The following is a 24,720-nucleotide window of genomic DNA, read 5'->3' as shown; positions in this document are numbered from 1 at the left end:
TCGAACCGGATGCTATAATCGGGAATATCAAATGGCAGGACAATAATGAAGATGAAAGGGAGGGAGCAAGAATGCCAGCAAGCAGCAGGTTAAGCGGCCGAATGGACCGGTGGGCGCCGATCGTCTTTGTAGCACCGACCGTAATCGTCATTACCTTACTAATGATCATTCCGTTCATATACTCCGTATACTTGAGCACACTATCCTACAAATTGATGCTGCCTGCCAAGATGATTCATTTCGTCGGGCTCGATAACTTCTCCGCTATATGGAAGCAACCCGCGTTCCGGAAAGCGATCCGGTGGACGTTCGAATTTGCCGCAGTTGCCGTAATCATACAGGTCACGACGGGCATGGCGATGGCGCTTGTATTGAACAACAAGGCATTCGGAACGAAGAAGAACGTATTCAAGAGCCTTTTTATCATGCCGCTTATGCTCGCTCCGATCGTATCGGCCAAGATGTGGTCGTTGCTGTTTCAAGTCATTTACGGGCCGATCAATTATGTCGTGACGCTTCTCGGTTATTCGAAAATCAGTTGGAGCGGCGAAGTATTGCCGGCCAAACTGTCGATTCTCCTCGTTGATATTTGGCAAGCATCGCCCTTCTGCATGTTAATTCTTCTGGCCGCTTTGAAAACGGTGCCAAAGGAAATGACGGAAGCGGCGATGATGGATGGGGCGGGTCCTGTCCATACGTTCTTCCGCATCACCTTGCCGCTCATTCGCAATTTTATCGCGCTGGTCGTATCGATTCGCATTATGGATGCGCTCCGCGTGTTCGACAGTGTCGTCGCTCTCACCAACGGCGCTCCCGGAGGGGCGACGGAGACGCTGGCTACGATGACGTACAAGACGGCTTTCCGTTACGCGGATATCGGCGCCGGCTCGGCGGGCTCCATTTTGTACTTCCTGTTTATCGTCGTGTTCTCGCTATGCTCCTTTATCCTGCTGCAGCGTAAGGCCGTTACTTCCTAGAGGAGAAATCAACTATGAAACGTCATGTGAATCGCCTCATTGTCGCTGCTTTCCTAAGCGTGTTTACGTTTTTCTTCATGTTTCCGATTTATTGGACGCTGACGACATCCATTAAGCCGAAAGAAGCGATCATCAAGCTTCCTCCCGAATGGTTTCCGGTTCATTTTACGTTAACGAACTATGCGGACGTGTTCACTCAAAATCATCTCCTGCGCATATTTTTCAACAGTTTGTTTGTCGCGTCCGCTACGACCGTAATTACCGTTGCCATAACCGCATTAGGCGGGTACGGCTTTTCCAGATTTCGCTTTCGGGGAAGAAGCTTTTGGGTATACACGACCATTATCGTGCGGATGATTCCCGGGCTGCTCTTCATCATTCCGTATTACGTCATGTTTCAGAAGGTAGGATTGCTGGACAAGCTGTCGGGACTAGTTATCGTCAACGTGACTGCCGCTCTGCCGCTCGCCATCTACTTGTTCATGGGATTTTATAACGAAATGCCTTCCGAAATATTCGAATCCGCCACGATGGACGGCTGCTCCGAATACGGGAAATTTGCCAAAGTCGCTTTGCCGCTCGTTACTCCGGGCATCGTCGTTACTTCCATTTTAGTATTCATCGGCGCCTGGAACGAGTTTTCTTTATCGCTCATTTTGACGTTCTCCGACGATAAGAAGCTGCTTCCGCTGGCCATAAGCAGTCTGATTGAAGTGCAAAAGGATACGCCCCTCGGGACGATTGCCGCTGCGGGAACGATTGCCATGATTCCGACGGTGATCTTGTCGCTCACAACGCAGAAATATATCGTCGAAGGCTTTACGGCGGGCGCTGTTAAAGGGTAGGGGAGCTGCGCTATTCTTGAGGGAGGTGATGTTGTACGGGGAATAGATAGGGCAAGCTGTATGAATGGGTATTTGATAACAAGCCGGTCGAGTCAATTAGGAGGGTTGAATATGGTAAACATGATGAATAGACGGGGTTTGATGTTGCTAGGTTCGGTTATTATTGCTGGGAGCGTCATGTCGGGCTGCGCGTCTTCGAAGAATGAAGCCGGTGCGGGGGGCAAGACGAACAGTTCGAATGAGGCTGCTAGTCCCGCCGTTAAAGTAGAAGGTCCGGAAGTGTATGGGATCAAGCTGACGGACATGGATGCCGGCGGTACTCTTAAAGGTCAATATAAAGGCAAAAAGATCGTCGTCGCTACGATGGCCGGAGATACGGAAAAGGCGCTGAAAGACGCAGCGGGTTACTTCCAGAAGGCATCCGGAGCGACGGTCGAGGTGCAAAGCTTCCCGGCGGAATCGTATATGGAGAAAATTCAGCTTGATTTGCAAACGAACAAATCTTTCGATGCGGTGGTCATGCCCGTTGCGCTCATTCACGGCTTTGCCGAGGGAGGGCTTGTCCAGGATCTGAAGCCTTACATTAATAACAAAGATCTCGTTAGCCCCAATCTTGCATTAGACGATTTCATTCCGAGCCTGCTCGATATTTACGGCAATTATAAAGGAAAATTGGTGGCATTTCCTTATAAGCCGGACTCGCAAATCTTTTTCTACCGGAAAGATATTTTCGAAGATCCGAAGATGAAGGAAAGCTTCAAGGCAAAAACCGGAAAAGAGCTGACTGTGCCGCAAACGCCGGAAGAAATGCTGGCCGCGGCCAAGTTTTTCACCAAGAGCTTGAATCCGGATTCGCCCGTTACCTACGGATACAGCACCATGGCCGACAACACAGCCAGCCGCTGGATCTGGACGAACCGTCTTGCGGCGTTCGGCGGTAAAGACATCGACAAAGATTTCAAGCCGGCGTTCAACAATGAGGCTGGTCTAAAGGCGCTGCAATTCGCAGTGGATTTGTCCAAGTATGCGCCGAAAGAGCTTCTGACTCTGCACTGGGACGAAGCGAACACGTTGTTCACCAATGGCGAAGTCGCCATGATGGAACAGTGGCCGGGACTTATGCAGGCGGCGGAGTCGGACAAGTCGAAGGTAAAAGGCAAAGTAGGCTACGCGGTAACTCCCGGCGGGGCGCCGACGATGGGAGGATGGTCCGCAGCGATGTCTTCCGCAACGAAAAATCCGGAATTGACCTATAAGTTTCTGGAATATGTCACTTCAAAGGATTTGGAAGTGCTGAAGATCAAGAACAACATGGACCCGACCAGAACGTCCAATTACATGAGACCCGAATTGAAAAAGCAATTCCCGATGTATCCGACCTTGCTCGATTCGTTGACGAAAGGCAAAATTTTGGCCGATCCGGACGTACCGTTCGTCTCGCCGAAGCTGGACGATATTATGGAGCTTAATATTCAGTCCGTATTGCGCGGTGAGCTTCAGCCGCAAAAGGCGTTGGACAGTATGGAGAAAAGCTTCAATGAGGTCATCGCTTCCACCGGCATCATGAAGCAATGAGTTGAGAGTTGAGGAAGAGAAGGAGCTGTTGAGCCAGCTCCTTTTCTGTATATGTACACGATAAGGAGTGAATCGGTTGAACCGGACCAAGAAGTATATCAAGGACTATCCCAGGCCCCAGTATGTACGCGACGAATGGCTCTGCCTTAACGGAGAATGGGATTTTCGTTTTGACGATGACAATGCAGGCGAGCGGGAGAAATGGTTTGACGCATTTGAAGCGAGCCATAAAATCGTCGTTCCCTTTACTTATGAAACGAAAGCGAGCGGCATCGGCGAAGAAGCGTTCCATCCGAATGTATGGTATCGGCGTTCGCTGGCCATTCCAACGGAACAAGCCGGGAAAAGAGCTATCCTCCATTTTCAAGCGGTAGACTACTCGGCCAAGCTGTGGGTAAACGGAACGTATGTCGGCGGGCACCAAGGCGGGTATGCGGCATTTTCCTTCGATATTACTCCGTACCTTCAGTACGGGCATGAGAACATTGTTGTCGTTAAGGCGGAGGACAGCCAAAGCTGTACGCAGCCGCGGGGCAAACAGCGTTGGGTGAAAGACAGCTTTGAGTGCTTTTATGTTCAAACGACGGGCATTTGGCAAAGCGTTTGGATGGAATATGTCGCGCATACTTATATCAAATCGGTAAAAATCACGCCTGATCTCGACAAGCAAGCGGTCCGCTTCGAATATGAGACGGAGGGCGATTTGTCCCATCCCGGGCTCGAGCTGGAGACGCGAATCAGCTTTAAGGACACGGTGCTCAAGCGGTTCAGCCTGGCCATCGACCGGCCATGGCTGAAAGTCGAAACGGATTTGCTGCATGAAGCGAACGGACCTTGGAAAGTGAATGCTTGGTCGCCGCAAAATCCGAATTTGTACGACGTTGAATTTGTTCTGATCCAGGACGGCGTCGTGATCGATCATGTGCATTCTTATTTCGGGATGAGAAAAGTTTCGATTGAGAAAGGCAAAGTGCTCCTGAACAATACCCCCGTCTATCAAAGATTGATTTTGGATCAAGGCTACTGGCCCGACACTCATTTGACCCCTCCTTCGGAAGAGGCGCTTATCGAAGACATTGATAAGATACTCGCTATGGGGTACAACGGCGTGCGTAAGCACATGAAAATCGAGGATGCCCGCTTCTTGTACTGGTGCGATGTCAAAGGGCTATTGGTTTGGTCGGAAATGGCGGCGACTTTCGAGTTCAACGATATCGCGGTCGAAACGTTTACGAGAGAGTGGCTGGAGATCGTTCGGCAGCAATACAACCATCCCAGCATCATTACCTGGGTGCCCTTTAACGAATCTTGGGGAATTATGCATGTACTGACGGACGGCCGGCAGCAGAAATTCACGGAAGGCATTTATCATTTGACGAAGTCGATCGATCCGAGCCGTCCCGTTATTGTGAATGACGGCTGGGAGCATACGGTTTCCGACATATTGACGCTGCACGATTACGAGGAGAGCGGAGACGCGTTTTTGTCCCGTTACGCGGATAAACAGGCGATTGTAAACAATGAAATTACTTTTAACAATTGGAAGTATGCGCTCGCTCAAGGCTACGAATACAAGGGGCAGCCGATCATAGTCAGCGAGTTTGGCGGCATCGCTTTCCAAACCGAGAAAGGTTGGGGCTACGGAAATCAAGTCGCGGGCGAGGAAGCTTTTATCGAGCGGTTCCGCAAAATCACGCAAGCAATCAAGAGCATAGACTACATTTGCGGATACTGTTATACGCAAATCACGGACGTTCAACAAGAGATGAACGGTCTGCTCACGGAAGGAAGAAGCCCGAAAATTCCGCTTGAGGTCATTAAGGAAATTAATCTGGCATAGTCGAATAAGCCTCGGGACGATATTCCCGAGCGGCTTGTCCTTTTCTTGTTGTCGTTAGGTGCGTCCTTTTGTATAATCTGGAAAGACCCGAATAAAAGGCAGCTATTATGAAGGAGGACTCTCTCCATGTCCAGCGGCAACTACTCGTTTCAAACCCGATGTTTGAGCTCGCTTACCAAGGTGTTCGCGGATGAGGAACTGCAAGATCTCCCTTATGCGAACGCTTCGGCGCTTCAGGGCGAAACGTATTCGTTCCAGATCGCCTATCGCCTCGGCGGACCGCAAACCCGCACGCTGAAGTCGATCGGCGTCCGGATCGAGACGGATTTGCCGGCGGCGCTCCTCATTCGTTCCGTCGGTCTCGCTCCGTCGGAATTTCCTTGCTACGGAGATCATGACGGCCACGTGCTCCGGTCGACGCCGGGGCTGTATCCGGATCCGCTATTTCCCGTTCACCCGAATGAAGGTATCGCCGCCGTCCCCGGTCAATGGCGTTCGATCTGGATAACGGCGGAAATCGATAGCGATGCGAAAGCAGGGAACTACCCGATCCGCGTCATTTTCGAGTCCGCCGAAGGCGAACGGATCGGTGAAGAAGCTTTCGAGCTGGACATCGTCGGCGCGCGGCTGCCGGAACAGAAGCTGCTCCATACGGAATGGCTCCACACCGACTGCCTCGCTACCTATTATCGGGTGGATATATTCAGCGAAGCTCACTGGATTTGGATCGAGCGCTATATGGAAACGGCGTCGCGGCACGGTATCAATATGATATTGACCCCGATTTTTACGCCGCCGCTGGACACGCAGGTGGGCGGGGAGCGCCCGACGGTGCAGCTGGTCGATGTCGTCAAGGACGGGGATCGTTACACGTTCGGATTTGGCCGCTTGAAGCGCTGGGTCGACCTTTGCGAACGGCACGGCATTCGTTTCCTCGAATTTTCCCACTTGTTCACCCAATGGGGCGCCGCTCACGCGCCGAAAATTATGGCGAGCGAGAACGGACAGTACAAACAGATCTTCGGCTGGGAAACCGACGCTTCCGGCCGGCAGTACGCGGCGTTTCTCGACCAGTTTCTGCCGTCGTTGCTTCAGTTTATCCGGGAGCATGGCTTGGAAGCGCACAGCTATTTTCACGTATCGGACGAACCCGGCTTGAATCATCTGCCTACTTATCGGAGCGCAAGCCAAATCGTTGCCAAGCATCTGGCTGATTACCCGGTTATCGATGCGTTGTCGAATTACGAATTTTACGAGCAGGGGCTTGTGAGGAACCCGATTCCGGCGAGCAATCATATCCGGGAGTTTCAGGAGAACGGCATACCGAATTTATGGACCTATTATTGCTGCTCGCAGTACAAGCAGGTGTCCAACCGGTTTTTCAATATGCCCTCCGTTCGGAACCGCGTCATAGGGATGCAGCTGTATAAAGGAAACATCGCGGGCTTCCTGCACTGGGGCTACAATTTCTGGTATTCGCAATATTCGAAGTACCCGATCGATCCGTACCGGGTGACGGATGCCGGCTTGGCTTTTCCGTCGGGCGATGCGTTCGTCGTTTATCCGGGCGAAGACGGGCCGATCGAGTCGATCCGGCTGGAAGTATTTTTCGAGGCGCTGCAAGATCTCCGTGCGCTGCAGCTGCTGGAAAGCATGATCGGGCGCGAGCGAGTGCTGCAGCTGGTGGAAGAAGGGCTGCCGGAAGGGCTCGATTTCGACGTTTGCCCGACCGATACCGCATGGCTGCTAAGCCGCCGGGAAGCGGTCAACCGCGCTATTAGAGAAGGACTGAAAACAGAGGGCCGCTGAAATGGCAACAATCATCGACAAGATCGCATGGATATACATTGTGGAGGGCCGAATCCTTTGCGCCCGTTCCAAAGGAAACGATACTTACTATATTCCCGGAGGCAAGAGGGAACCCGGCGAAACCGACATCGACACGCTTGTGCGGGAAATCGAAGAGGAGCTTTCCGTTCGAATCAAGCCTGAGACGGCCGCACCGCTCGGAACGTTCGAAGCCGGGGCCCACGGCAAACCGGAAGGGGTTGTCGTGAAAATGGCCTGTTACTTTGCCGATTTCGAGGGGGAGCTGAGGCCGGCTTCCGAAATCGAAGAGCTGGCCTGGTTAACCTATAAGGACCGGGACCGCATATCTCCTGTCAGCCGGCTCATTTTTGAACAATTGCGCGAGATGAAGCGGCTTGCATAGATGAAAAAAAGCCCAGGCTGCCCCAGAACGGCGGAGCGGAGGATGGAAATGTGGGTCAGAGAGCGTAGCGTGTGCCTTTGCACTCGTGTTCCAACCTTATTTCCTTATTCATTGGAACACGAGTTCAAGGAAGCCGGAGACCCACATTTCCAATCCGCAGCGCAGCCATACTTTCTTGGGCAACCTGAAAAGCCCGTTTAGCCTTGAAATGGCGTAAACGGGCTTTTCGTTATTGTTTAGGGACATTTGTCCTTTCCCAAACACGCAAAATATCATGTAATAATGGCATGTCGAAAACATGGAGAGAAACGAGATGAAAGGGAGTTTATTCGCGTTGCTGGGCGGGGTTCTGATTACTTTGCAAGGAGTTGCCAATTCCGAGATCAGCCAACATATCGGCACTTGGCAAGCGGCGACGGTTACGCAGCTGACCGGATTCCTTGCGGCCTTGCTTATTTTGATGTTCGTCCGGGACGGCAAATGGCAAAGATTTAAGCAAGTGAAGCCGCTATATTTGATCGGCGGCGCTTTCGCGGCGGTCATTATTTTCAGCAATGTTACGTCTATTCAGCAGATCGGCGTTACCGTTACCGTATCCGCTATTCTGATTGCCCAACTGAGCCTGACCTTTTTAATCGACAGCAACGGATGGTTCGGCGTCGGGAAGCGGAAGATGGGGCTGCCCCAGTTTATCGGCATCGGGATGATGATTGCCGGTGTGGCGATACTAAGGCTCTGATAACATATAAGAGGTGGCAGGCGAACAGCAGGAGGTGAAAACGAGGAATGAAGCAACTGAACGACCGGGAGCAGCTGAACCGTTATTTGCAAGCTCATCACTTGAAGTCCATATTTAACGAACAATTGCTGCCGCATTTGTCGCTGTACAGCTTTGATCAAGGGGAACTGATCTGTTCGCAAGGAGAGCCAGCCCAGCATCTGTATGTGCTTGTGAAAGGGAAGATTAAAATTTACACTACCTCGGCGGAGGGCAAAACGCTTATCCTCTCTTTCAAGACGCCGCTGGATCTGATCGGGGATGTCGAATACGTGCGCGGGATTGACATAATCAACACGGTTGAGGCCGTATCGCCCGTCACCATGATCGCCGTTCACTACCGGTGGCTAAAAAAATACGGAACGGATTACGCGCCGTTGCTGCAATTTTTGCTGGAAATGATTACGCGAAAGTTCCACATAAAATCCAATTCCTTGAGCTTCAATTTGCTGCATCCGGTGGAAGTGCGTTTGGCCAGCTATTTGTTGTCGGTCTCCTTCGACGAATCCGACTCTCTCTTTAAGGGGCAGCTGCGGACAGCCGATCTGAAGGATGTGGCGAACTTGATTGGAACCAGCTACAGGCACCTCAACCGGGTTATTCGGCAGTTATGCGGCAAAGGTCTGATTGAGCGTAAAAAGGGAGTTATCCTCGTTAACGACAGGGGGAAATTAAGCGAGCTGGCCAGCCATAATATTTACGAATAGCGAAGTCATTCGCGCAAAAAGGGAGGCGGAACAGCGATGGTCCTGGGACTGCTATTGGCGCTACTTGGCAGGCTCTCGTCGTCAGTCTGCAAAATATTTTCAACAGCAAGGTGAATGAACGGGCGGGATCTTGGGCAACAACGGCATTAGTGTTGGGCATGGGGTTTGCGGCTTCCTTGACGATCGGTCTCATCTTGCAAGGGAAGCAGCTATTTGCACTGCAACATATGCAGCCATGGTACTGGGCGAGCGGCTTATTAGGAGTAGGAGTGGTCGTCTGTCTGGTGCAAGGAATACGGCTGCTCGGTCCTACGTATGCCATCTCGATAGTTTTGTCATCGCAGCTTGCGTTTGCATTATTATGCGACTCCTTTGGCTGGCTAGGTCTGGAACAGGTTCCTTTCACTTTCAAGCAGTTGATCGGCGTGCTGGTCATAGTAGGCGGCATCTTGGTATTTAAGTTAAGCGGTAGACGCAAGGCTCAAGAGTCGTAGATTGCAACAAATTCGGCTATCGCACGTAAGCGCCGGCCAAGCTGGATGCTTGGACCATTCAATTGACCAATAGCGGAATCCGTTCTATATGGTAGGCGATCAACGGAATAGTTCACGGTCGGGCACGAGCCTATAGAGAAAACCTTACCCGTAACCATATCCCTCCGGTGGAGGGGCATGTTTACTGTGGTAAGGTTTTTGTTTTTTCAACGAATTTCTTTTTTTATATGTTTGATGCGCCATAAGCGGTACGTCGAGGTGACGATCAAAATTGCCGACAAACCGTGAGGGCTAGGTATTATTGCGTTTTTTCGTCCTCGCGCGCTTCTTATTCGATGTAACCTTCTTCCTTCTCCTCGGTTTCTTTTTAGGGCGAGCCCGAGGGTAGGTTAAGTATCCCTCCTCGGGAATTTCATCGTCGTCTGTGTAGACATCGGTTGCCGGACCATTTAAGAAGCCTACCACATTTTTGATCGTTGGCGCCAATTCCTTAATGGAGACAACGATATTTTGAATGGATTGAAGGAACTTGGATACAGTTTCGACTTGCGGCCCTGGATTCAAATCGATCACCCTGGTTCGGTTCTTTTTCTACATAAATATGTGGTTGCTCAAAGACGGTATGGACACTTGTACCGGGCACATTCAGTTAAAAACCGAAGTAAATCGGCTTAGGACGAATCGTTATCGCCACACCCTTAGGTTTGTTTGCTTGCAGCAAATGGTACATTCTGAAGCGGCCATACGGATTTGCGCTGTGAATGACGATTCGTTTGGCGTACAGCTTGTGCTTTACCATATATTGAGCCAAGTCCATTCCGTTAGGCCGGCCTAGTCCCAGGTTGTAATCGAGAGATAAAATGTCCACCTTATGTTTTTTCAACAGTTCAATGCATTCCTTCACCGATCTCGCCAGGTGGTAACCGCGGGGGCAGGGCCTGTTGTCGTCCAAAAAAACACGAATCATGCGAACCGGCACCCTCTTTCATATCAAGGTTGTTAATTGTATATGTATATGCCGGGACGATTTCGCGGACACCGGAATGGAGGCGGCAAAGAGCGAGTGCGAGGCGGTAAAGACTTGACGTTTGTTTCCGCAAAGTATACTTTAAATCTAACAGTTAATTCGATGGTATAACAAACTTATCGTGACAGGGGATTAGAGCTATGAGCAAAGCCCATTTAGAGCTTATAAAAAAAATTAATCAAGACCTTGTCCTGGACACGATTCGAACAGACCAGCCGATCAGCAGAGCGGACGTGGCGAAAAAATTGAATTTAAGCCGTTCCACGGTGTCGTCCATCGTCGACGAGCTTATTGCCAAAAAAATTTGTGAGCGAAACCGGGCTGGGCGACTCCACGAAAGAAGGCGGACGGCGGGCTATCAAGCTGGGCTTCAACCCGAAATCCGGCTACGGCGTTGGCGTCGAAATCACGAAAAGCGGCCTGCACGTATGCATCGCCGACCTGGACGGGAATATCGACTATTTGAAGCGGGCGGAAATACCGGCGGATCGCGAATCCATCCATGCCTACATCGTCAAAAGCCTCGACGAGATCGAGGTTCCGATGGACAAAGTCATTTCCTTGGGGTTCAGCATTCCGGGCTTGACGAACAGCGTAGACGGCATCATTGTGGATGCGCCGGAGCTGAAATGGGAGCAAGTTCCTTTCGTGGCCGAGATGAAGCGATATTTCGATAAGCCGATCTATATCAATAACGACGTCAACTGCTCGGCGCTTGCCGAAAGATGGATCGGCGCCGCGCAAAATATCGACGACTTCGTCTACATTCACATCGGGGCAGGCGTCGGGAGCGCAATTGTCGCCAACGGCAGCCTCGTTCACGGCAAAGATTATATGGCCGGCGAGCTGGGCTACCTCGTTCTGGAGGAAGATTTGCTTCATCGAAACTTTAACAATCTCGGCGAATACGGTGTGTTCGACAAAAAAGTGTCGGGACAAGCGTTGGCGCAATACGCCAGCTCCGTCGAAGCTTTATTTGCGGAAGCGCGGCGGGGAGCGGAAGCTTCTTCGCGGGTCGTAAACCGCTTTGTCAATCATTTGTCTCTCGGCATCGCCAACATCGTGAGCTTGCTCAATCCGGAGAAAGTGATTATCGGCGGCGAAGTGTCGCGGTTTATGCAGCCCGTAGTAGAGCAGATTCAGTCGACCGTATCCGCGATTACTCCGATCCGCACCGCCATCGGATTGTCCGGCCTGGGAGAAGAAGCGGGGGCGCTAGGGGCCATTTCGTTCGCATTTGAACAGGAGAAGTCCGTAATCTGATTGGATGGTATGCCCTGTGCGGCAGCAGCTCGTACCGGCTGTGGAGCGCATAGGGCTTTTTTTATTAAAATTTTTCCGATTGACAACGCATCGTGGCGGGAGTATAGTCAAGTTAGTTAGTACGGTCAAAGAACAAACAAACTAACAGCAAGCTTCAAAGGAGGGTGTTCCGCTGGCCTCATTGCGAAGTCGGACCCGAAAATTTGCTTGGGATTAAGGAGTTATTATGAACATCATGGACAATCATCCGCATTCCGAAGCGGCTCCATCACAACGTTTCCTTATCGGCGTCGATATCGGCGGAACGAAGATTTGGATGCACCTCTCGGATTTCGGCGGGAACGTCATCCACAAGAAGAAGGTGGCGACAACAAGCGACTACCGCAAGCTTTGCGAATACATTATGGAATTCGTACGGGAAGCTTCTGTTTCTTTGGATATGGTGGCGGCGATCGGCTTCGGGGTGCCGGGCATTACAAACAGCGAAAGCGGCGTGATTATCGAGGCGCCGGCGTTGCAGTGGAAAAACGAGCCTTTTATCGACAACATGAAAGCGCTTATTCATCGCCCTATTTTTGTCAACAATGACGTCAATTGTGCGGCGCTTGGGGAAAGATGGGTCGGCAGCGCGAAAAACAGCAGCGATTTTGTCTTTATCGCCATCGGCACAGGGGTCGGCAGCGCGATCGTGGCGAACGGGACGCTCGTCCAGGGCAGCCAATATATGGCCGGCGAAATCGCTTATTTGGCGGTAGACGAAGACATCAGGAACCATCAGGTGAACAAGTTCGGCGATTACGGCATGTTCGAGAAGAAAACTTCAGGTTTGGCGCTATCCCGGCACGGATGCCCGGCGGAAGAGCTGTTCGCCCGCTACCGGAACGGAGATGAATTCGCGGCGCAGATCATCGGCCAATTCGTAACCGATTTATCGCTTGGCGTTGCCAACATCGTCAGCTTGCTCAATCCCGAAAAAGTCGTCATCGGCGGCGGCGTTTCCCGCTCGATGCCGGCCGTCATGGAGGCGCTGACGGCGTCCGTCGCCCGAATTACGCCGATTCCTTTCCGCTTGGAGCTTTCGCAGCTGGGCGAGCATGCCGGAGCGATCGGCGCGGCCGCGTTCGCCGCAGACCGGATTGCGCAGCTAAAAAAGGAGGCAGTTTCATGAATCTCATCGTAACCGCTAATTATGAACAAATGTCAGCCCGGGCGGCGGAGCTTATTATCGATGTCGTGAAGCGGAAGCCGGATGCTCTGCTCGCTCTCGCCGCCGGGGAGACGCCTCTCGGCACTTTCGCGCATTTGGTTGGCGCCGCCCGGGAAGGCCGGGTTCGCTTCGACCGCTGCAAGTTTGTCAGCCTCGACGAATGGGTAGGGCTGGACGGGCGCACGCATGGAAGCTGCAGACAGACGCTGCACGACCATTTCTTCTCGCCGCTGGCGATTGCGGAAGAGCAAATCTGCTTCTTTGACGGAACGGCCCCCGATCTGAAGCTGGAATGCGAGCGGATGGATTCGTTCATCGCAGCGAACGGGCCGATTGACGGGTTTTTGCTGGGAGTGGGGATGAACGGCCATCTCGGCTTCAACGAGCCAGGCGTAAGCTTCGATCTGTACACTCACGTCACCCTGCTGGATCAAACGACAAAGAGCGTCTCCGTCAAATACTTCCAAGAGCAGCAAGACGTGAACAAAGGCATCACGCTCGGAATCAAGCACATAATGGAAGCCAAAACGGTTATTTTAATCGCGAACGGCGCGAAGAAAGCGGACATTGTGAAGGCTGCCGCCACAGGCGCAGTCACGGAGCAAGTTCCCGCCAGCGTTTTGCAGCGCCATCCCAACGCTTGCATCATTGTAGACGAGCAGGCAGCCGCAAAACTGAACTATGCAAGCGAGGAGGGCAGCGAACGATGAACTATATACAAGTTGCAGCAGTCAAGGACGGCAGTCCGATTGCAAAACGATGCATTATGGGCTCCGGCGACTTTCTCCGGCCCGACAATATGGAGCAAGTTTGTTTGATGCTCGACAAATATTTGGAAGTGGGCGGCAATACGTTCGATACGGCGCATCAATATATCGGCAGCGAAACCGCCATCGGCAAATGGATGGAGATGCGCGGCAACCGCGAGAAGGTCATCGTGCTGACGAAAGGAGCTCACCACGACGACGGGGAGCCCGGTCCGCGCGTCAATCCGGGAGCGATCACCCGCGATTTAATGGAGAGTCTCGAAAGACTCAAGACCGATTATGTCGATTTGTATGCGCTTCATAGAGACGATCCTTCCGTCGAAGTCGGTCCGATCATGGACGTGCTGAACGAACATATCGCGAGCGGGCGGATTCATGCGATCGGGGCTTCCAACTGGACGCATCAGCGGATCCAGGAAGCGAACGACTACGCGCAAGCTAACGGGCTCATCGGCTTTACCTTCAACAGCCCGAACTTAAGCTTGGCCAAATGCCGCGTTCCGCGCTGGGCGGGATGCGTGTCCGCCGATCACGATACTTGCGCATGGCACGAAAACAACCAAATGCCGCTCCTATCGTGGTCTTCCCAAGCCGGCGGCTTTTTCTCCGGACGGTTCGCGCCGGACAAGCTGGACAACGAAGAGATGGTGAACGTGTACTACACGGAAGACAACTGGGAAAGATACCGCCGCGCGCAGCTCCTTGCCGAGCGGAAGCATGTTTCGACCATCCAGATCGCTCTCGCCTTTGTCTTGAATCAGCCTTTTCCTACGGCAGCACTCATCGGCCCGGAAACGCCTGCAGAGTTATTGTCATCCGTCGAAGGCGCGAGCATTCGTCTGACGGATGGCGAAATTCGCTGGCTGGACTTGCAGACCGACACCTTGAGCAGCAACTAAACTTTCATACAAGGGGATACGGCTATGAAAAAAATAATGAAATCGGCATCCATCGTCTTGACGATTGCAACCATGGTCCTTGCTTCGGCTTGCTCCAAGAGCGCCGCACCGCAAAATCAAGCGGGCGGAGCCGCCGGCGCCCAAAGTGATAAGCCTTATGCCGGAGTTGTTCTGAAGGCGATTACACCCCCCGATTTTGAGAAATATTACAACGAGGTGGCGGCCGATTTTCAAGCTAAAACCGGGGCGACCGTGAAGGTCGAATCCGTAGCTTGGGACGATTTGATTACGAAGCTGACGCAGTCCATGGTCGCCGGCGGCACCCAGTACGATATCGTCATTGCCGACGACATTTATTTGGCCAAATTCGCCCAAGCAGGCTGGCTCAAGCCTACGGACGAGTATATGACGGACGCTTTGAAAAACGACCTGACTCCGGCTACGCAAAAGCTGATCAGCTTTAACGGCCATTATTACGGACTTCCTTGGTACTCCTCCTGGAAAACGATGGTGTACAACAAAGATCTGCTGAAGAAGGCCGGCTACGATAAGCCGCCGCAAACGTGGGACGAATTCATCAAGATGAGCCAGGACCTGCAGGCGAAAGGGCTTGTTCAGTATGCGTCCTCCTGGAGCTGGAACAAATCGGAAGCGCTCATGTGCGACTTTATTCCGATCGTCGCCTCTTTCGGCGGGAAAATGTTCGACGACCAAGGAAAACCGTCGTTCAACAGCGACGCAGGCGTGCAAGCGCTGCAGCTGATGGTGGACATGGTCCACAAATACAAAATCGTCGATCCTTCCTCGCTTCAGTTCAGCGAAGGCAACGTCGAAGAGCAAATGAGCGCCGGGAAAAACGCGTTTGAATTCAACTGGGGCGTACCGACCGTTAACGAAAACGATACGTCCAAATCGAAAGTCGCGAATCAGACGGAAATGGCGCTGCTCCCCGCCGGCCCGGCCGGTACGGCGACGACAACCACGAGCGGGGTGCAGGGCATTTCGTACGGCAGCAAAAACCCGAAGGCGGCATGGGACTTCATCAACTTCATGAACGGTCCCGAAGGCACGAAGCGGCAGCTGAAAGAGCTCGGCGGCACGAACGTATTCCCTGGCTATAAGAGCCTTGTTGCGGATAAAGAAGTAATAGCGTCCCTGCCTGGATTCGATACGATTCTGAAGCAAGGCCAATCCGGCATTACACGGCCGCAAGTGGCTTGGTACCAGGAATGGTCGGACATGATGCAGTCGCAAATCCAGCAGGCGCTCACGCAAAGCATTACGCCGAAGCAGGCGCTCGACGCCGCCGCGCAGCAACCGCGAAATTGATCCAAGACAACAAGAAGTAATCGAGCTGTCGGAACGGGCGGACGGGGACGTCTCGGAAGCCCGTTCCGCCCTTTCCAAGGGAGGTTAATGACAACATGCGCACGACAAAGATGGTGTCGGAGGGCAAGTTCGCCCTCCTGCTCCTCCTGCCTACCATTGTACTCTTGGCCGGATTGCTTCTGTATCCTTTCATCTACTCCATTTATTTATGCTTCGTGAATTTGAATCTGACGAAGCCGTGGCTGGGCACCCAATTTGTCGGGCTGGCCAATTTTACGACGACGCTGATGGACCCGGAGTTCTGGTCGAGCCTGAAAATAACGGCGCTCTTTTCCGGCTTCAGCGTGGCGGGAAGTCTAGCGATCGGGCTCATCGCGGCGCTGGTGCTGAATCAGAAGCTGATGTTCCGCGGCTTGTTCCGCTCCTTGCTGCTGATCCCGTGGGCGATTCCGCTCGTTATCGTCGGGATGATCTGGAAGCTGATCTTGCATCCGAACTATGGCGTGCTTAACGCCCTGCTGATGCAGACGGGAATCATCCATAAAAATATCGCTTGGCTGACGGAGCCGGGCTGGTCGTTCTTCATGCTCATTTTATCGGAATTGTGGCGATCGTTCCCGTTCGTCGCCCTCCTGTATCTCGCCGCGTTGCAGACGATACCGAAGGATTTGTACGAAGCGGCCAAAGTGGACGGGGCCGGGACGCTGCACAATTTCCGCCACATCACCTTGCCTTTCCTGCAGCCTGCTACCTTGGTGCTGCTTGTCCTGAGAACGATCGACGCTTTCCGCGCCTTCGACTTGATTTTTGCGCTCACGAAGGGCGGGCCGGCGAACAAGACGGAAATCGTCGGGCTATATTTGTACAAGCAAGGGTTTATGTTTACCAAATTCGGCGAAAGCGCCGCGGGCAGCTATTTGGTCACGCTGCTCATTTTGCTGCTCGTGTTCGTTTATGTGAAGCTTTTCAAATTGAAGGATATTCAGTGAGGGGAGGGCGGCCGCGTTGACCAACAACCATACTTTCGAAAAAATAGCGACCTATCTCATGGCGCTGGCGGTCATGATCTTTACGATCGCACCGTTCCTCTGGATACTCATTACGAGCATTTCGACGAACAAGCAAATTACGGGCAGCCCTTTCAGCTGGTTCCCGAAAGAGCCTACGCTGCAAAACTACGCCAAAGTGTTCACGGATCAAACGAACATTTCCGGCTATGTGGACTCTTTGCTCAACAGCTTGATCGTCGCCTCCGTGACGACGTTCGTCTGCTTGCTGTTCGGGGCGCTCGGCGCTTACGCGTTCGCCAGGCTGCAATTTAAATTTCGCGAATACTTCATTTTGTTCATCTTGTTCACCCAGATGATTCCGGGAATTGCCGTGCTGATCCCGATTTATATCATCTTTAAAAATATCGGCATGCTGGACACGAAATCTTCGCTCATTATGACGCAAATCTCGTTTATTTTGCCGTTTATCATTTGGGTGATGCGCAGCTTTTTCTACACCGTTCCGAAGGAGCTGGAAGACGCCGCCTTTATTGACGGCTTGGGGCGGTTCGGGGCGCTGTTTCGGATCATTTTGCCGATCAGCACGCCGGGCTTGTTTGCAACGGGCGTCTTTGCGTTCCTGAACTCGTGGAACGACTTCCTGACTCCGCTCGTGCTCACAAGCACGACGCAGGCCAAAACGATGCCGGTGGCCATCAACGAGTTTCTCGGCCGCTTCTCGGTCGACTACGGGCTGCTGACGGCGGCCGGGGTTGTCGGGTTGCTTCCGCCGATTTTGATCTCGCTTCTGTTCCAGCGGTTCTTGATCGACGGACTGACGGCGGGCGCGGTCAAGTCGTAAACCGTGCCGCCGCCGCTCGCCGCAAAACGAAAGGAGAGGAACGAGGATGAGGGAAAAATTCGCGGCACAGCTGTACACGCTGCGCGACGAACTGAAGAAGGACTTTTATTCCGTGCTGAGAACGCTCAAACAAATGGGCTGGGCCGCGGTGCAAATCGACGGGCTGCACGGGTATCCCGCGCATGAAATCGCCGCCGTGCTGAAAGAGACGGGGCTCCGCGCAGCTGGCATGCATATCGGCCTGGACCGGATGAACGGCGAGCTTGAGACGGTTATGGAAGAGGCGAGAACTTTCGGGACGAAAGATTTTTTCTGCCATTATCTCGAGGACGATATGCAGCATGTCGAAGGCTACAAGCAAGCCAAGCGGGAGCTGCTCGCAACGGCGAGCAAAGTAACCCCGTTCGGGTACCGGGTCGGTTACCATAACCATGATTTCGAGTTCAAGACCGTCGTCGACGGCAAGCTGGCGCTCGATTACTTGATGACCCCGGTAGGCAATCAGTTCCTTTATCCCGAAGTGGACACGTATTGGGTGAAAATGGCCGGGCACGACCCGCTCGACTATATCCGCAAGTTCCCGGGCCGCATTCCGATCCTTCATTTGAAAGATATGACGGCGGACGGGCGCAAGTTCTACGCAGAAGTCGGGACCGGGCTGATCGATTTCGAGCCGATTTTGCTATGGGGCGAACAGCATGGCGTGGAATGGTACGCCGTCGAGCAGGACGAATGCCCGGGCAGTCCGTTCGACAGCCTGGAGCTCAGTCTCGGCAATTTGATCGCCATGTCCGAAAAGCTCGGATTGTAACGCCGGAACGTTCGGGAGGGTGCTATGACAACGATTCGATTAACGATGGCGCAGGCGCTGATTCGGTTTTTGGATCAGCAGTATGTGGAAATCGACGGGCAAGAGCTGAAGTTCGTGCACGGCGTTATGGGCATATTCGGCCACGGCAACGTGACGGGCATCGGGGAAGCGCTGGAGCGGGACCCCGGCAGCCTGCAATTCATTCAAGGAAAAAACGAGCAAGGCATGGCCCATGCGGCCGTCGCCTTCGCCAAGCAAAAAAACAGGCTCGGCATCTTCGCCTGTACGTCCTCCATCGGCCCCGGGGCTCTGAATATGGTGACGGCGGCCGCTACGGCGACGGTCAACCGCATCCCGGCGCTATTTCTTCCGGGCGACACTTTCGCCGGGAGACAGCCTGATCCGGTATTGCAGCAAGTGGAGCACGCGGCGGATTACACGGTTTCGGCTAACGACGCGTTCAAACCGGTGAGCAAGTATTGGGACCGCATCGTCAGGCCGGAGCAACTGATGGCTTCGCTGCCGCAAGCGATGCGCGTGCTGACGGACCCCGCCGAGACGGGAGCCGTCACGCTGGCGCTGCCGCAGGACGTGCAGTGCGAGGCGTTCGACTATCCGGCTGCCTTTTTCGCGAAAAGGGTGCATCCGATCGACCGGCGGCCGATGTCGGAATCGGCCCGCAGGCGCGCGGCTGAGCTCATTGCGGGCAAGAAAAAGCCGTTTATTATCGCCGGCGGCGGCGTCCATTATTCGCTCGCAGCACAGCAGCTTCAAGCGTTCGCGGAAACGTTCCGCATCCCCGTCGGAGAGACGCAGGCCGGCAAAAGCGCCATGGCGTGGGACCACCCGCTGAACATGGGAAGCATCGGGGCTACGGGCTCGCTTGCCGCCAACCGGCTGGCGAAAGATGCGGATTTGGTCATTTGCGTAGGCACGCGGCTGAGCGATTTTACGACGGCGTCGAAGAGCGCGTTTCAGCATCCGGACGTGCATTTTTTGCAGCTGAACGTGAGCAGCCTGGATTCGGTCAAGCTGGGCGCGGTGCCTGTGCAAGCCGACGCCAAGCTGGCGCTGCAAGGACTGCGGGAGGATTTGCAAGCAATTGGCTATAGCTCCGCATACATCACCGAGGAGCTTGCGCAGCTGAAGCGCGAATGGATCGCCGAAACCGACCGTTTGTACGCGCTCGAAAGGGCGGACGGCCTGGCGCAAACCAGGGTGCTCGGCGAGATCAACGCCTTTTTGCAGCCGGAGGACGTGATCGTTTGCGCAGCCGGCAGCTTGCCGGGCGATCTGCATCGGCTGTGGAGGGCGGAGCGGCCCAAAACGTATCATATGGAATACGGCTTCTCCTGCATGGGATACGAAATCGCCGGCGCTTTCGGCGTGAAGCTGGCGGAGCCGGGGCGGGAAGTATATGCGATGGTCGGCGACGGCAGCTATTTGATGCTGCATTCCGAGCTCGTCACCAGCTTGCAGGAAGGGCGTAAAATTACGATTTTGCTGTTCGACAACCACGGCTTCCAATGCATTCACAATTTGCAGCGCGAGCACGGAAGCGACGGCTTCGGCAACGAGTTTCGCTACCGCTCGGAGGCAACCGGCGGCTTGACGGGAGATTTGATGCCGATCGATTTCGCAGCGAACGCCCGGAGCTTGGGAGCGAACGCCTATACGGCTTCAACTTTGTCTGAGCTGCGTCAAGCGCTGGAACGCGCCCGCGAACAAACGGCAAGCTCGCTCATTCATATCCGAGTGCTGCCAGGCACGAATACGGGCGGCTACGAATCGTGGTGGAGAGTCGATGTGGCGGAAGTTTCGGCTAGCGCCAAAGTGCGAGCAGCCCACGAGCAATTCCGCGGCAAACGGAGCGCCGCCAAGCTGATATAAAAATAGATCGGGAATGGGGAGAAACGTATGCCTAACCTTGTCGTCAAGAGCCGCGAGCCGGATGCCGAAGGGAACGTGCTGGCGATCACGCCCGAATCGGCAGGCTGGTCGTACATCGGGCTGCACGTGTACCGGTTAAAGCCCGGCCAAAAGGTGAACAAACGAACGGGCTCCGCGGAAGTATGCCTGACCCTTCTGCAGGGCAAAGCGAACATCGTGACGTCCCGGCTGCAATGCCTAAATATCGGAAGCCGCATGAGCATTTTCGAGGGGACGCCTCCCGACTCGGTCTATGTGCCGATGAACGACGAATACGAGATCGAAGCGTTGACCGACTTGGAAATCGCGGTATGCAGCGCTCCGGGGAAAGCGGGCGGCGAGGCGCACTTCATTCGTTCGGCCGACGTGCAGGCGGAGATGCGCGGTTACGGCAACATGCTGCGCCGCGTCCACAATATTTTGCCGGAGCAGCAAGAGGCCGGGAGCCTGCTCGTCGTGGAAGTGTTTACGCCGGGCGGCCATTGGTCCAGCTACCCGCCGCACAAGCACGACCGCGACCGTTTGCCGCACGAGTCGTATTTGGAAGAGATTTACTACCACCGGGTAAACCCGGGACACGGGTTTGCGCTGCAGCGGGTGTATACGGACGACCGGTCGCTCGACGAGGCGATGGCCGTGGCGAACGGCGATGCGGTTTTGGTGCCGAAAGGCTATCATCCCGTTTCCGCCGCGCCCGGCTACGACCTTTATTATTTGAACGTGATGGCGGGGCCGGTGCGCACGTGGAAATTCCATAACGATCCCGATCACGAATGGTTATTTCGACAGCCTGCAAAGGAGGGGGAGCAATGAGCCTCATTTCATTTCCCGCCGACCGGCCGCTCGACCTGATTGCTCTCGGACGGCTGTGCATCGATATGAACGCCAATGAAATCAACAGACCGATGGAGGAGACGCTCACGTTTACGAAGTACTTGGGCGGATCTCCGGCCAATATCGCGATTGCTGCCGCCAGACTCGGGGTAAGGACGGGCTTTGTCGGGAAAGTGGCCGACGACCAGTTCGGCCGATTCATTCGGCAGTATTTAACCAAAGAGGGCATCAACACGGACAATGTCGTTACGGACCGGACAGGCAGCGTGACGGGTCTCGCGTTCACGGAAATTCGCTCGCCGCAAGACTGCAGCATTCTCATGTACCGGGACAATGCCGCCGATTTGAAGCTGGCGCCGGGCGAGGTGAAGGAGGATTACATCAAGCAGGCCAAAGCGCTGCTCATTTCCGGCACGGCGCTGGCCAAAAGCCCTTCCCGGGAAGCGGTATTCATGGCGCTGGAATACGCCGTCAAGCATGGCGTGCGAGTCATTTTCGATGTCGATTACCGGCCTTATTCGTGGAATTCCCTTGAAGAAACGGGCATTTATTGCCGCATGGTCGCGGAGAAAAGCGACGTCATCATCGCCGGGCGGGAAGAGTTCGATTTGATGGAAGCGCCGTTCGGGGAGCTGCGCCACGACGATTGGTATACGGCGGAAATGTGGTTCCGCTGCAAAGCCCGGCTTGTCCTGGTGAAGCACGGCTCGAAAGGGTCGATCGCTTTTACGAAAGACGGCAAAACGTACCGGGCGGGGACGTTCCCGGCGAATGTCGTCAAAACGTTCGGCGCGGGGGATTCGTTCGCGGGCGCGTTTATATACGGTCTGTTCCAGGGGTGGAGCGTCGACCGCTGCCAACAGTTCGGGAGCGCTTCCGCGTCGATCGTCGTGTCCAGCCACAGCTGCTCTGACGCCATGCCGACAGTAGAGCAAATCGAAGCGGTTATCGCTCAGCATTCCGGGAGGAACGATCTATGACACAACGGGCAATATTGAAAAATTATATCGGCGGACAGTGGGTCGAAGCAGCCGCAAGCCGGGTGGACGACGTGCCGAATCCGGCAACCGGCGAAACGATCGCGCGGGTGCCGATCTCGTCGCGCGCCGATCTGGATCGGGCCGTGCAAGCCGCAAGAGACGCTTTCCGGGACTGGAAAAACGTCGCGGTGCCGAAGCGCGCGCGCATTTTGTTCAAATATCAGCAGCTGCTCGTCGATCATTGGCAGGAACTGGCCGAGCTCGTTACGAAAGAAAACGGCAAAAGCTACGGCGAGGCGCACGGGGAAGTGCTGCGCGGCATCGAGTGCGTGGAGTTCGCCGCAGGGGTGCCTTCCCTCATGATGGGCAGCGTTTTGCCGGATATCGCTACAGGTTTGGAGTCGGGCATGTACCGGTACCCTGTCGGCGTTGTCGGCGGCATTACGCCATTCAACTTCCCGATGATGGTTCCTTGCTGGATGTTCCCGCTCGCGATTGCGTGCGGCAATACGTTCGTGCTGAAGCCGTCGGAGAGAACGCCTCTGCTGGCAGGCCGTTTGGCCGAGCTGCTGGCGGAAGCGGGCTTGCCGCAAGGCGTGTTCAACATCGTGCACGGCGCCCACGACGTCGTGAACGGGCTGCTCGAGCACCCGGGCGTGAACGCGATCTCCTTCGTCGGCTCGCAGCCGGTGGCCGAATACGTCTATAAAACGGCAGCGGCTCACGGCAAAAGGGTGCAGGCGCTCGGCGGCGCGAAAAACCATTCGATCGTCATGCCCGATGCCAATCTCGAGCTCGCGGTCAAAGAGATTACGAACGCCGCATTCGGCTCCGCCGGGGAGCGCTGCATGGCCGCATCCGTCGTCGTAGCGGTCGGCAGTATTGCGGATGAGCTGGTGCGGCGTCTGACGGAGACGGCTAAAGGGCTGAAGGTCGGCAACGGCTTGCAGGAGAACGTGTTCCTGGGCCCTGTCATCCGCGATTCGCACAAGGAAAGAACGGTCAAGTACATTGAACAGGGCATATCGGAAGGAGCGAAGCTCGTGCTGGACGGTAGAGCGCACGAGGCCGCTCAGGGCGAAGGGTATTTCCTCGGGCCAACGCTGTTCGACGAGGCGGCGCCTGGCATGACGATATGGAACGACGAAATTTTTGCGCCGGTGCTCCAGGTCATTCGCGTGGATACGCTGGCCGAAGCGATCGCCATAGCCAACGAATCCGAATTTGCCAACGGCGGCTGCATTTACACGGACAGCGCGAAAGCGGTTCGGGAGTTTCGCGAGAACATGGATGCCGGCATGCTCGGGGTGAACGTCGGAGTTCCGGCGCCGATGGCTTTCTTCCCGTTCTCGGGGTACAAGAAATCGTTTTACGGCGATTTGCACGCCAACGGCAAAGACGGGGTAGAGTTTTATACGCGCAAGAAAATGGTGGTGGCCCGCTATCCGGGCTGATGTACCGTTTCATCCGTTAAAGCAGATGCAGTAAACGAAGACGCGGCCGACCGGTCGCGTCTTCGTTTTTTGCTGGTGAGAAAAACACAGTGTAAAAACATCGTTGCTTAGCGGGAACGACCCTGGTCTCCTGACCGTCGACTGTTGCAGGAAATCCTCCTGTTAATTTTGATCAGAATCTCGATATAAGGTAGGGTAACGGGAAAACCTCCTGTAAATTGGGCTTTATGTCCCTACATCGTCGGAATTCGTTGAAAATAGCGGTAGGTTTTCCATGCAACTGAATAACATCGTTTCATACAGCAGCATGAACAGGAGGAATTCCAGTTAAGCCTCAACCAATGTAAACTGCGCCATAAGGAATGTTTAAGTTTTCTATAGCGATAAAGCGATGAGGAGAGCATTCCTTACGGCATGAAAAGCTTCCGCTTACGCAGAGTCATGCCTTTGTGGAAAGTTCTCCGAATAGGAGTTTTGCTTATCGAGAAAAAGGCGTTGCTGGCCGGTGCCGGGGGATACTTGCCGGCATTGTTCCGGCTGGTAGTTTGTGCTTTCGTTCCAGTATGTTCCGTCTGTCCTTCTGCAGTCTGCTTCGTCTGCCGTCCCCCGTCTGTCGTCTGTTTGTCTGCTTCATCTACTCCGCCTGTCCGTCTGTTTTGTCTGTCCGTCTGCCTAACTGTTCCGCCTGTTCCGTTTAAAGAACCGATTCGCTATGCAGCGTCAAGCGGGGCGCTATTAAGCGCCGATTTGACGGAATGAACGTGTAAGGACCGACTATTCCCTACATAGCGACGAAAATTCGCATGGAACGACCTTCGAGGCGGTAATAGCCGGTTGTTCCATTTTGGCTCAAAGTCAGCGTCCGCTAAGCCGCTATTTAACGAACACGGGCTATATTACAGCTTATAACGCCATCTGTTTGGGACCGTAGGCCGGATTCG

General features: G+C 54.1%; 21 protein-coding genes and 2 pseudogenes. 22 read left to right on the top strand and 1 reads right to left on the bottom strand.

Features of this window, described 5'->3' with window-relative positions:
• Window positions 1-71: 71 nt before the first annotated feature.
• The 9 genes and pseudogenes from SD70_RS10875 to SD70_RS10835 all read left to right on the top strand — a co-directional run bounded on the left by SD70_RS10875 (window position 72) and on the right by SD70_RS10835 (window position 9,428).
• A complete protein-coding gene (locus SD70_RS10875) occupies window positions 72-977 on the top strand; it encodes a carbohydrate ABC transporter permease (protein WP_041047587.1) in 906 nt (301 codons plus the stop codon).
• A gap of 14 nt (window positions 978-991) precedes the next feature.
• The gene (locus SD70_RS10870; RefSeq protein ID WP_052487285.1) at window positions 992-1,822 is read left to right on the top strand and encodes a carbohydrate ABC transporter permease; all 831 of its coding nucleotides are present in this window, start codon (window positions 992-994) and stop codon (window positions 1,820-1,822) included.
• 111 nt (window positions 1,823-1,933) lie between these two features.
• Entirely contained in the window at window positions 1,934-3,397 is a 1,464-nt protein-coding gene (locus SD70_RS10865; protein ID WP_041047586.1) for an ABC transporter substrate-binding protein, read from the top strand.
• A gap of 76 nt (window positions 3,398-3,473) precedes the next feature.
• Window positions 3,474-5,237, top strand: a complete 1,764-nt coding sequence (locus tag SD70_RS10860; protein ID WP_041047585.1) for a glycoside hydrolase family 2 protein — start codon at window positions 3,474-3,476, stop codon at window positions 5,235-5,237.
• Between the two features lie 126 nt (window positions 5,238-5,363).
• Window positions 5,364-7,046, top strand: a complete 1,683-nt coding sequence (locus SD70_RS10855; RefSeq protein WP_041047584.1) for a DUF4091 domain-containing protein — start codon at window positions 5,364-5,366, stop codon at window positions 7,044-7,046.
• A gap of 1 nt (window position 7,047) precedes the next feature.
• Window positions 7,048-7,449 carry an NUDIX hydrolase gene (locus tag SD70_RS10850; protein WP_041047583.1) on the top strand — a complete coding sequence of 134 codons (402 nt, stop codon included), beginning with the start codon at window positions 7,048-7,050 and terminating at the stop codon, window positions 7,447-7,449.
• 313 nt (window positions 7,450-7,762) lie between these two features.
• Window positions 7,763-8,188 (top strand): DMT family transporter, encoded by a 426-nt coding sequence (locus SD70_RS10845; protein ID WP_041047582.1) that lies wholly within the window; start codon window positions 7,763-7,765, stop codon window positions 8,186-8,188.
• A gap of 47 nt (window positions 8,189-8,235) precedes the next feature.
• Window positions 8,236-8,934: a Crp/Fnr family transcriptional regulator gene (locus SD70_RS10840; RefSeq protein ID WP_041047581.1), complete on the top strand. Its 699-nt coding sequence runs from the start codon at window positions 8,236-8,238 to the stop codon at window positions 8,932-8,934.
• A gap of 36 nt (window positions 8,935-8,970) precedes the next feature.
• Window positions 8,971-9,428: pseudogene (locus tag SD70_RS10835) on the top strand (DMT family transporter).
• A gap of 649 nt (window positions 9,429-10,077) precedes the next feature.
• Here SD70_RS10835 and SD70_RS10825 read toward each other — a convergent pair.
• On the bottom strand, window positions 10,078-10,395 hold the full coding sequence (locus tag SD70_RS10825; RefSeq protein WP_041047579.1) for a cyclic-phosphate processing receiver domain-containing protein: 318 nt from the start codon (window positions 10,393-10,395) through the stop codon (window positions 10,078-10,080).
• A gap of 200 nt (window positions 10,396-10,595) precedes the next feature.
• On the opposite strand from SD70_RS10825, the pseudogene SD70_RS40290 reads away from it, so the two are divergent.
• The 13 genes and pseudogenes from SD70_RS40290 to SD70_RS10765 form a co-directional block, all read left to right on the top strand.
• Window positions 10,596-10,715 (top strand): annotated as a pseudogene (locus tag SD70_RS40290) (hypothetical protein); the annotation flags it as partial.
• A 31-nt stretch (window positions 10,716-10,746) separates the two neighbouring features.
• The gene (locus SD70_RS10820) at window positions 10,747-11,718 is read left to right on the top strand and encodes an ROK family protein (RefSeq protein WP_082053260.1); all 972 of its coding nucleotides are present in this window, start codon (window positions 10,747-10,749) and stop codon (window positions 11,716-11,718) included.
• Between the two features lie 226 nt (window positions 11,719-11,944).
• Window positions 11,945-12,886, top strand: a complete 942-nt coding sequence (locus SD70_RS10815) for an ROK family protein (RefSeq protein WP_052487284.1) — start codon at window positions 11,945-11,947, stop codon at window positions 12,884-12,886.
• Window positions 12,883-13,635 (top strand): glucosamine-6-phosphate deaminase, encoded by a 753-nt coding sequence (locus SD70_RS10810; RefSeq protein ID WP_041047577.1) that lies wholly within the window; start codon window positions 12,883-12,885, stop codon window positions 13,633-13,635. The genes SD70_RS10815 and SD70_RS10810 overlap by 4 nt, the downstream gene beginning before the upstream one ends.
• The gene (locus tag SD70_RS10805) at window positions 13,632-14,591 is read left to right on the top strand and encodes an aldo/keto reductase (RefSeq protein ID WP_041047576.1); all 960 of its coding nucleotides are present in this window, start codon (window positions 13,632-13,634) and stop codon (window positions 14,589-14,591) included. The genes SD70_RS10810 and SD70_RS10805 overlap by 4 nt, the downstream gene beginning before the upstream one ends.
• 24 nt (window positions 14,592-14,615) lie before the next feature.
• On the top strand, window positions 14,616-15,920 hold the full coding sequence (locus SD70_RS10800; protein WP_041047575.1) for an extracellular solute-binding protein: 1,305 nt from the start codon (window positions 14,616-14,618) through the stop codon (window positions 15,918-15,920).
• Window positions 15,921-16,015: 95 nt separating this feature from the next.
• Window positions 16,016-16,909 carry a carbohydrate ABC transporter permease gene (locus SD70_RS10795; protein WP_052487283.1) on the top strand — a complete coding sequence of 298 codons (894 nt, stop codon included), beginning with the start codon at window positions 16,016-16,018 and terminating at the stop codon, window positions 16,907-16,909.
• A gap of 16 nt (window positions 16,910-16,925) precedes the next feature.
• Window positions 16,926-17,771: a carbohydrate ABC transporter permease gene (locus SD70_RS10790; RefSeq protein WP_052487282.1), complete on the top strand. Its 846-nt coding sequence runs from the start codon at window positions 16,926-16,928 to the stop codon at window positions 17,769-17,771.
• A gap of 46 nt (window positions 17,772-17,817) precedes the next feature.
• Window positions 17,818-18,582, top strand: a complete 765-nt coding sequence (locus SD70_RS10785) for a sugar phosphate isomerase/epimerase family protein (protein WP_041047574.1) — start codon at window positions 17,818-17,820, stop codon at window positions 18,580-18,582.
• 24 nt (window positions 18,583-18,606) lie between these two features.
• The gene (iolD, locus tag SD70_RS10780; RefSeq protein ID WP_041047573.1) at window positions 18,607-20,472 is read left to right on the top strand and encodes a 3D-(3,5/4)-trihydroxycyclohexane-1,2-dione acylhydrolase (decyclizing); all 1,866 of its coding nucleotides are present in this window, start codon (window positions 18,607-18,609) and stop codon (window positions 20,470-20,472) included.
• 27 nt (window positions 20,473-20,499) lie between these two features.
• Complete coding sequence (gene iolB / locus SD70_RS10775; RefSeq protein ID WP_041047572.1) at window positions 20,500-21,324, top strand: 5-deoxy-glucuronate isomerase; 825 nt, start codon at window positions 20,500-20,502, stop codon at window positions 21,322-21,324.
• Window positions 21,321-22,325, top strand: a complete 1,005-nt coding sequence (iolC, locus tag SD70_RS10770) for a 5-dehydro-2-deoxygluconokinase (RefSeq protein ID WP_041047571.1) — start codon at window positions 21,321-21,323, stop codon at window positions 22,323-22,325. The genes iolB and iolC overlap by 4 nt, the downstream gene beginning before the upstream one ends.
• A complete protein-coding gene (locus SD70_RS10765) occupies window positions 22,322-23,779 on the top strand; it encodes a CoA-acylating methylmalonate-semialdehyde dehydrogenase (protein ID WP_041047570.1) in 1,458 nt (485 codons plus the stop codon). The genes iolC and SD70_RS10765 overlap by 4 nt, the downstream gene beginning before the upstream one ends.
• The last annotated feature ends 941 nt before the right edge of the window (window positions 23,780-24,720 follow it).

This window comes from Gordoniibacillus kamchatkensis, assembly GCF_000829455.1.
Classification (GTDB): Bacteria; Bacillota; Bacilli; order Paenibacillales; family NBRC-103111; genus Gordoniibacillus; species Gordoniibacillus kamchatkensis.
The sequence above is the reverse complement of the archived record's forward strand: the minus strand, read 5'-3'. Positions and strand labels throughout refer to the sequence as shown.

What these genes read in the sequence shown, in the direction of transcription:
- SD70_RS10875 (WP_041047587.1), top strand. Translation starts at nt 72, where the DNA reads ATGCCAGCAAGCAGCAGGTTAAGCGGCCGAATGGACCGGTGGGCGCCG.
- SD70_RS10870 (WP_052487285.1), top strand. Translation starts at nt 992, where the DNA reads ATGAAACGTCATGTGAATCGCCTCATTGTCGCTGCTTTCCTAAGCGTG.
- SD70_RS10865 (WP_041047586.1), top strand. Translation starts at nt 1,934, where the DNA reads ATGGTAAACATGATGAATAGACGGGGTTTGATGTTGCTAGGTTCGGTT.
- SD70_RS10855 (WP_041047584.1), top strand. Translation starts at nt 5,364, where the DNA reads ATGTCCAGCGGCAACTACTCGTTTCAAACCCGATGTTTGAGCTCGCTT.
- SD70_RS10850 (WP_041047583.1), top strand. Translation starts at nt 7,048, where the DNA reads ATGGCAACAATCATCGACAAGATCGCATGGATATACATTGTGGAGGGC.
- SD70_RS10845 (WP_041047582.1), top strand. Translation starts at nt 7,763, where the DNA reads ATGAAAGGGAGTTTATTCGCGTTGCTGGGCGGGGTTCTGATTACTTTG.
- SD70_RS10840 (WP_041047581.1), top strand. Translation starts at nt 8,236, where the DNA reads ATGAAGCAACTGAACGACCGGGAGCAGCTGAACCGTTATTTGCAAGCT.
- SD70_RS10825 (WP_041047579.1), bottom strand. Translation starts at nt 10,395, where the DNA reads ATGATTCGTGTTTTTTTGGACGACAACAGGCCCTGCCCCCGCGGTTAC.
- SD70_RS10815 (WP_052487284.1), top strand. Translation starts at nt 11,945, where the DNA reads ATGAACATCATGGACAATCATCCGCATTCCGAAGCGGCTCCATCACAA.
- SD70_RS10810 (WP_041047577.1), top strand. Translation starts at nt 12,883, where the DNA reads ATGAATCTCATCGTAACCGCTAATTATGAACAAATGTCAGCCCGGGCG.
- SD70_RS10805 (WP_041047576.1), top strand. Translation starts at nt 13,632, where the DNA reads ATGAACTATATACAAGTTGCAGCAGTCAAGGACGGCAGTCCGATTGCA.
- SD70_RS10800 (WP_041047575.1), top strand. Translation starts at nt 14,616, where the DNA reads ATGAAAAAAATAATGAAATCGGCATCCATCGTCTTGACGATTGCAACC.
- SD70_RS10795 (WP_052487283.1), top strand. Translation starts at nt 16,016, where the DNA reads ATGCGCACGACAAAGATGGTGTCGGAGGGCAAGTTCGCCCTCCTGCTC.
- SD70_RS10785 (WP_041047574.1), top strand. Translation starts at nt 17,818, where the DNA reads ATGAGGGAAAAATTCGCGGCACAGCTGTACACGCTGCGCGACGAACTG.
- iolD (WP_041047573.1), top strand. Translation starts at nt 18,607, where the DNA reads ATGACAACGATTCGATTAACGATGGCGCAGGCGCTGATTCGGTTTTTG.
- iolB (WP_041047572.1), top strand. Translation starts at nt 20,500, where the DNA reads ATGCCTAACCTTGTCGTCAAGAGCCGCGAGCCGGATGCCGAAGGGAAC.
- iolC (WP_041047571.1), top strand. Translation starts at nt 21,321, where the DNA reads ATGAGCCTCATTTCATTTCCCGCCGACCGGCCGCTCGACCTGATTGCT.
- SD70_RS10765 (WP_041047570.1), top strand. Translation starts at nt 22,322, where the DNA reads ATGACACAACGGGCAATATTGAAAAATTATATCGGCGGACAGTGGGTC.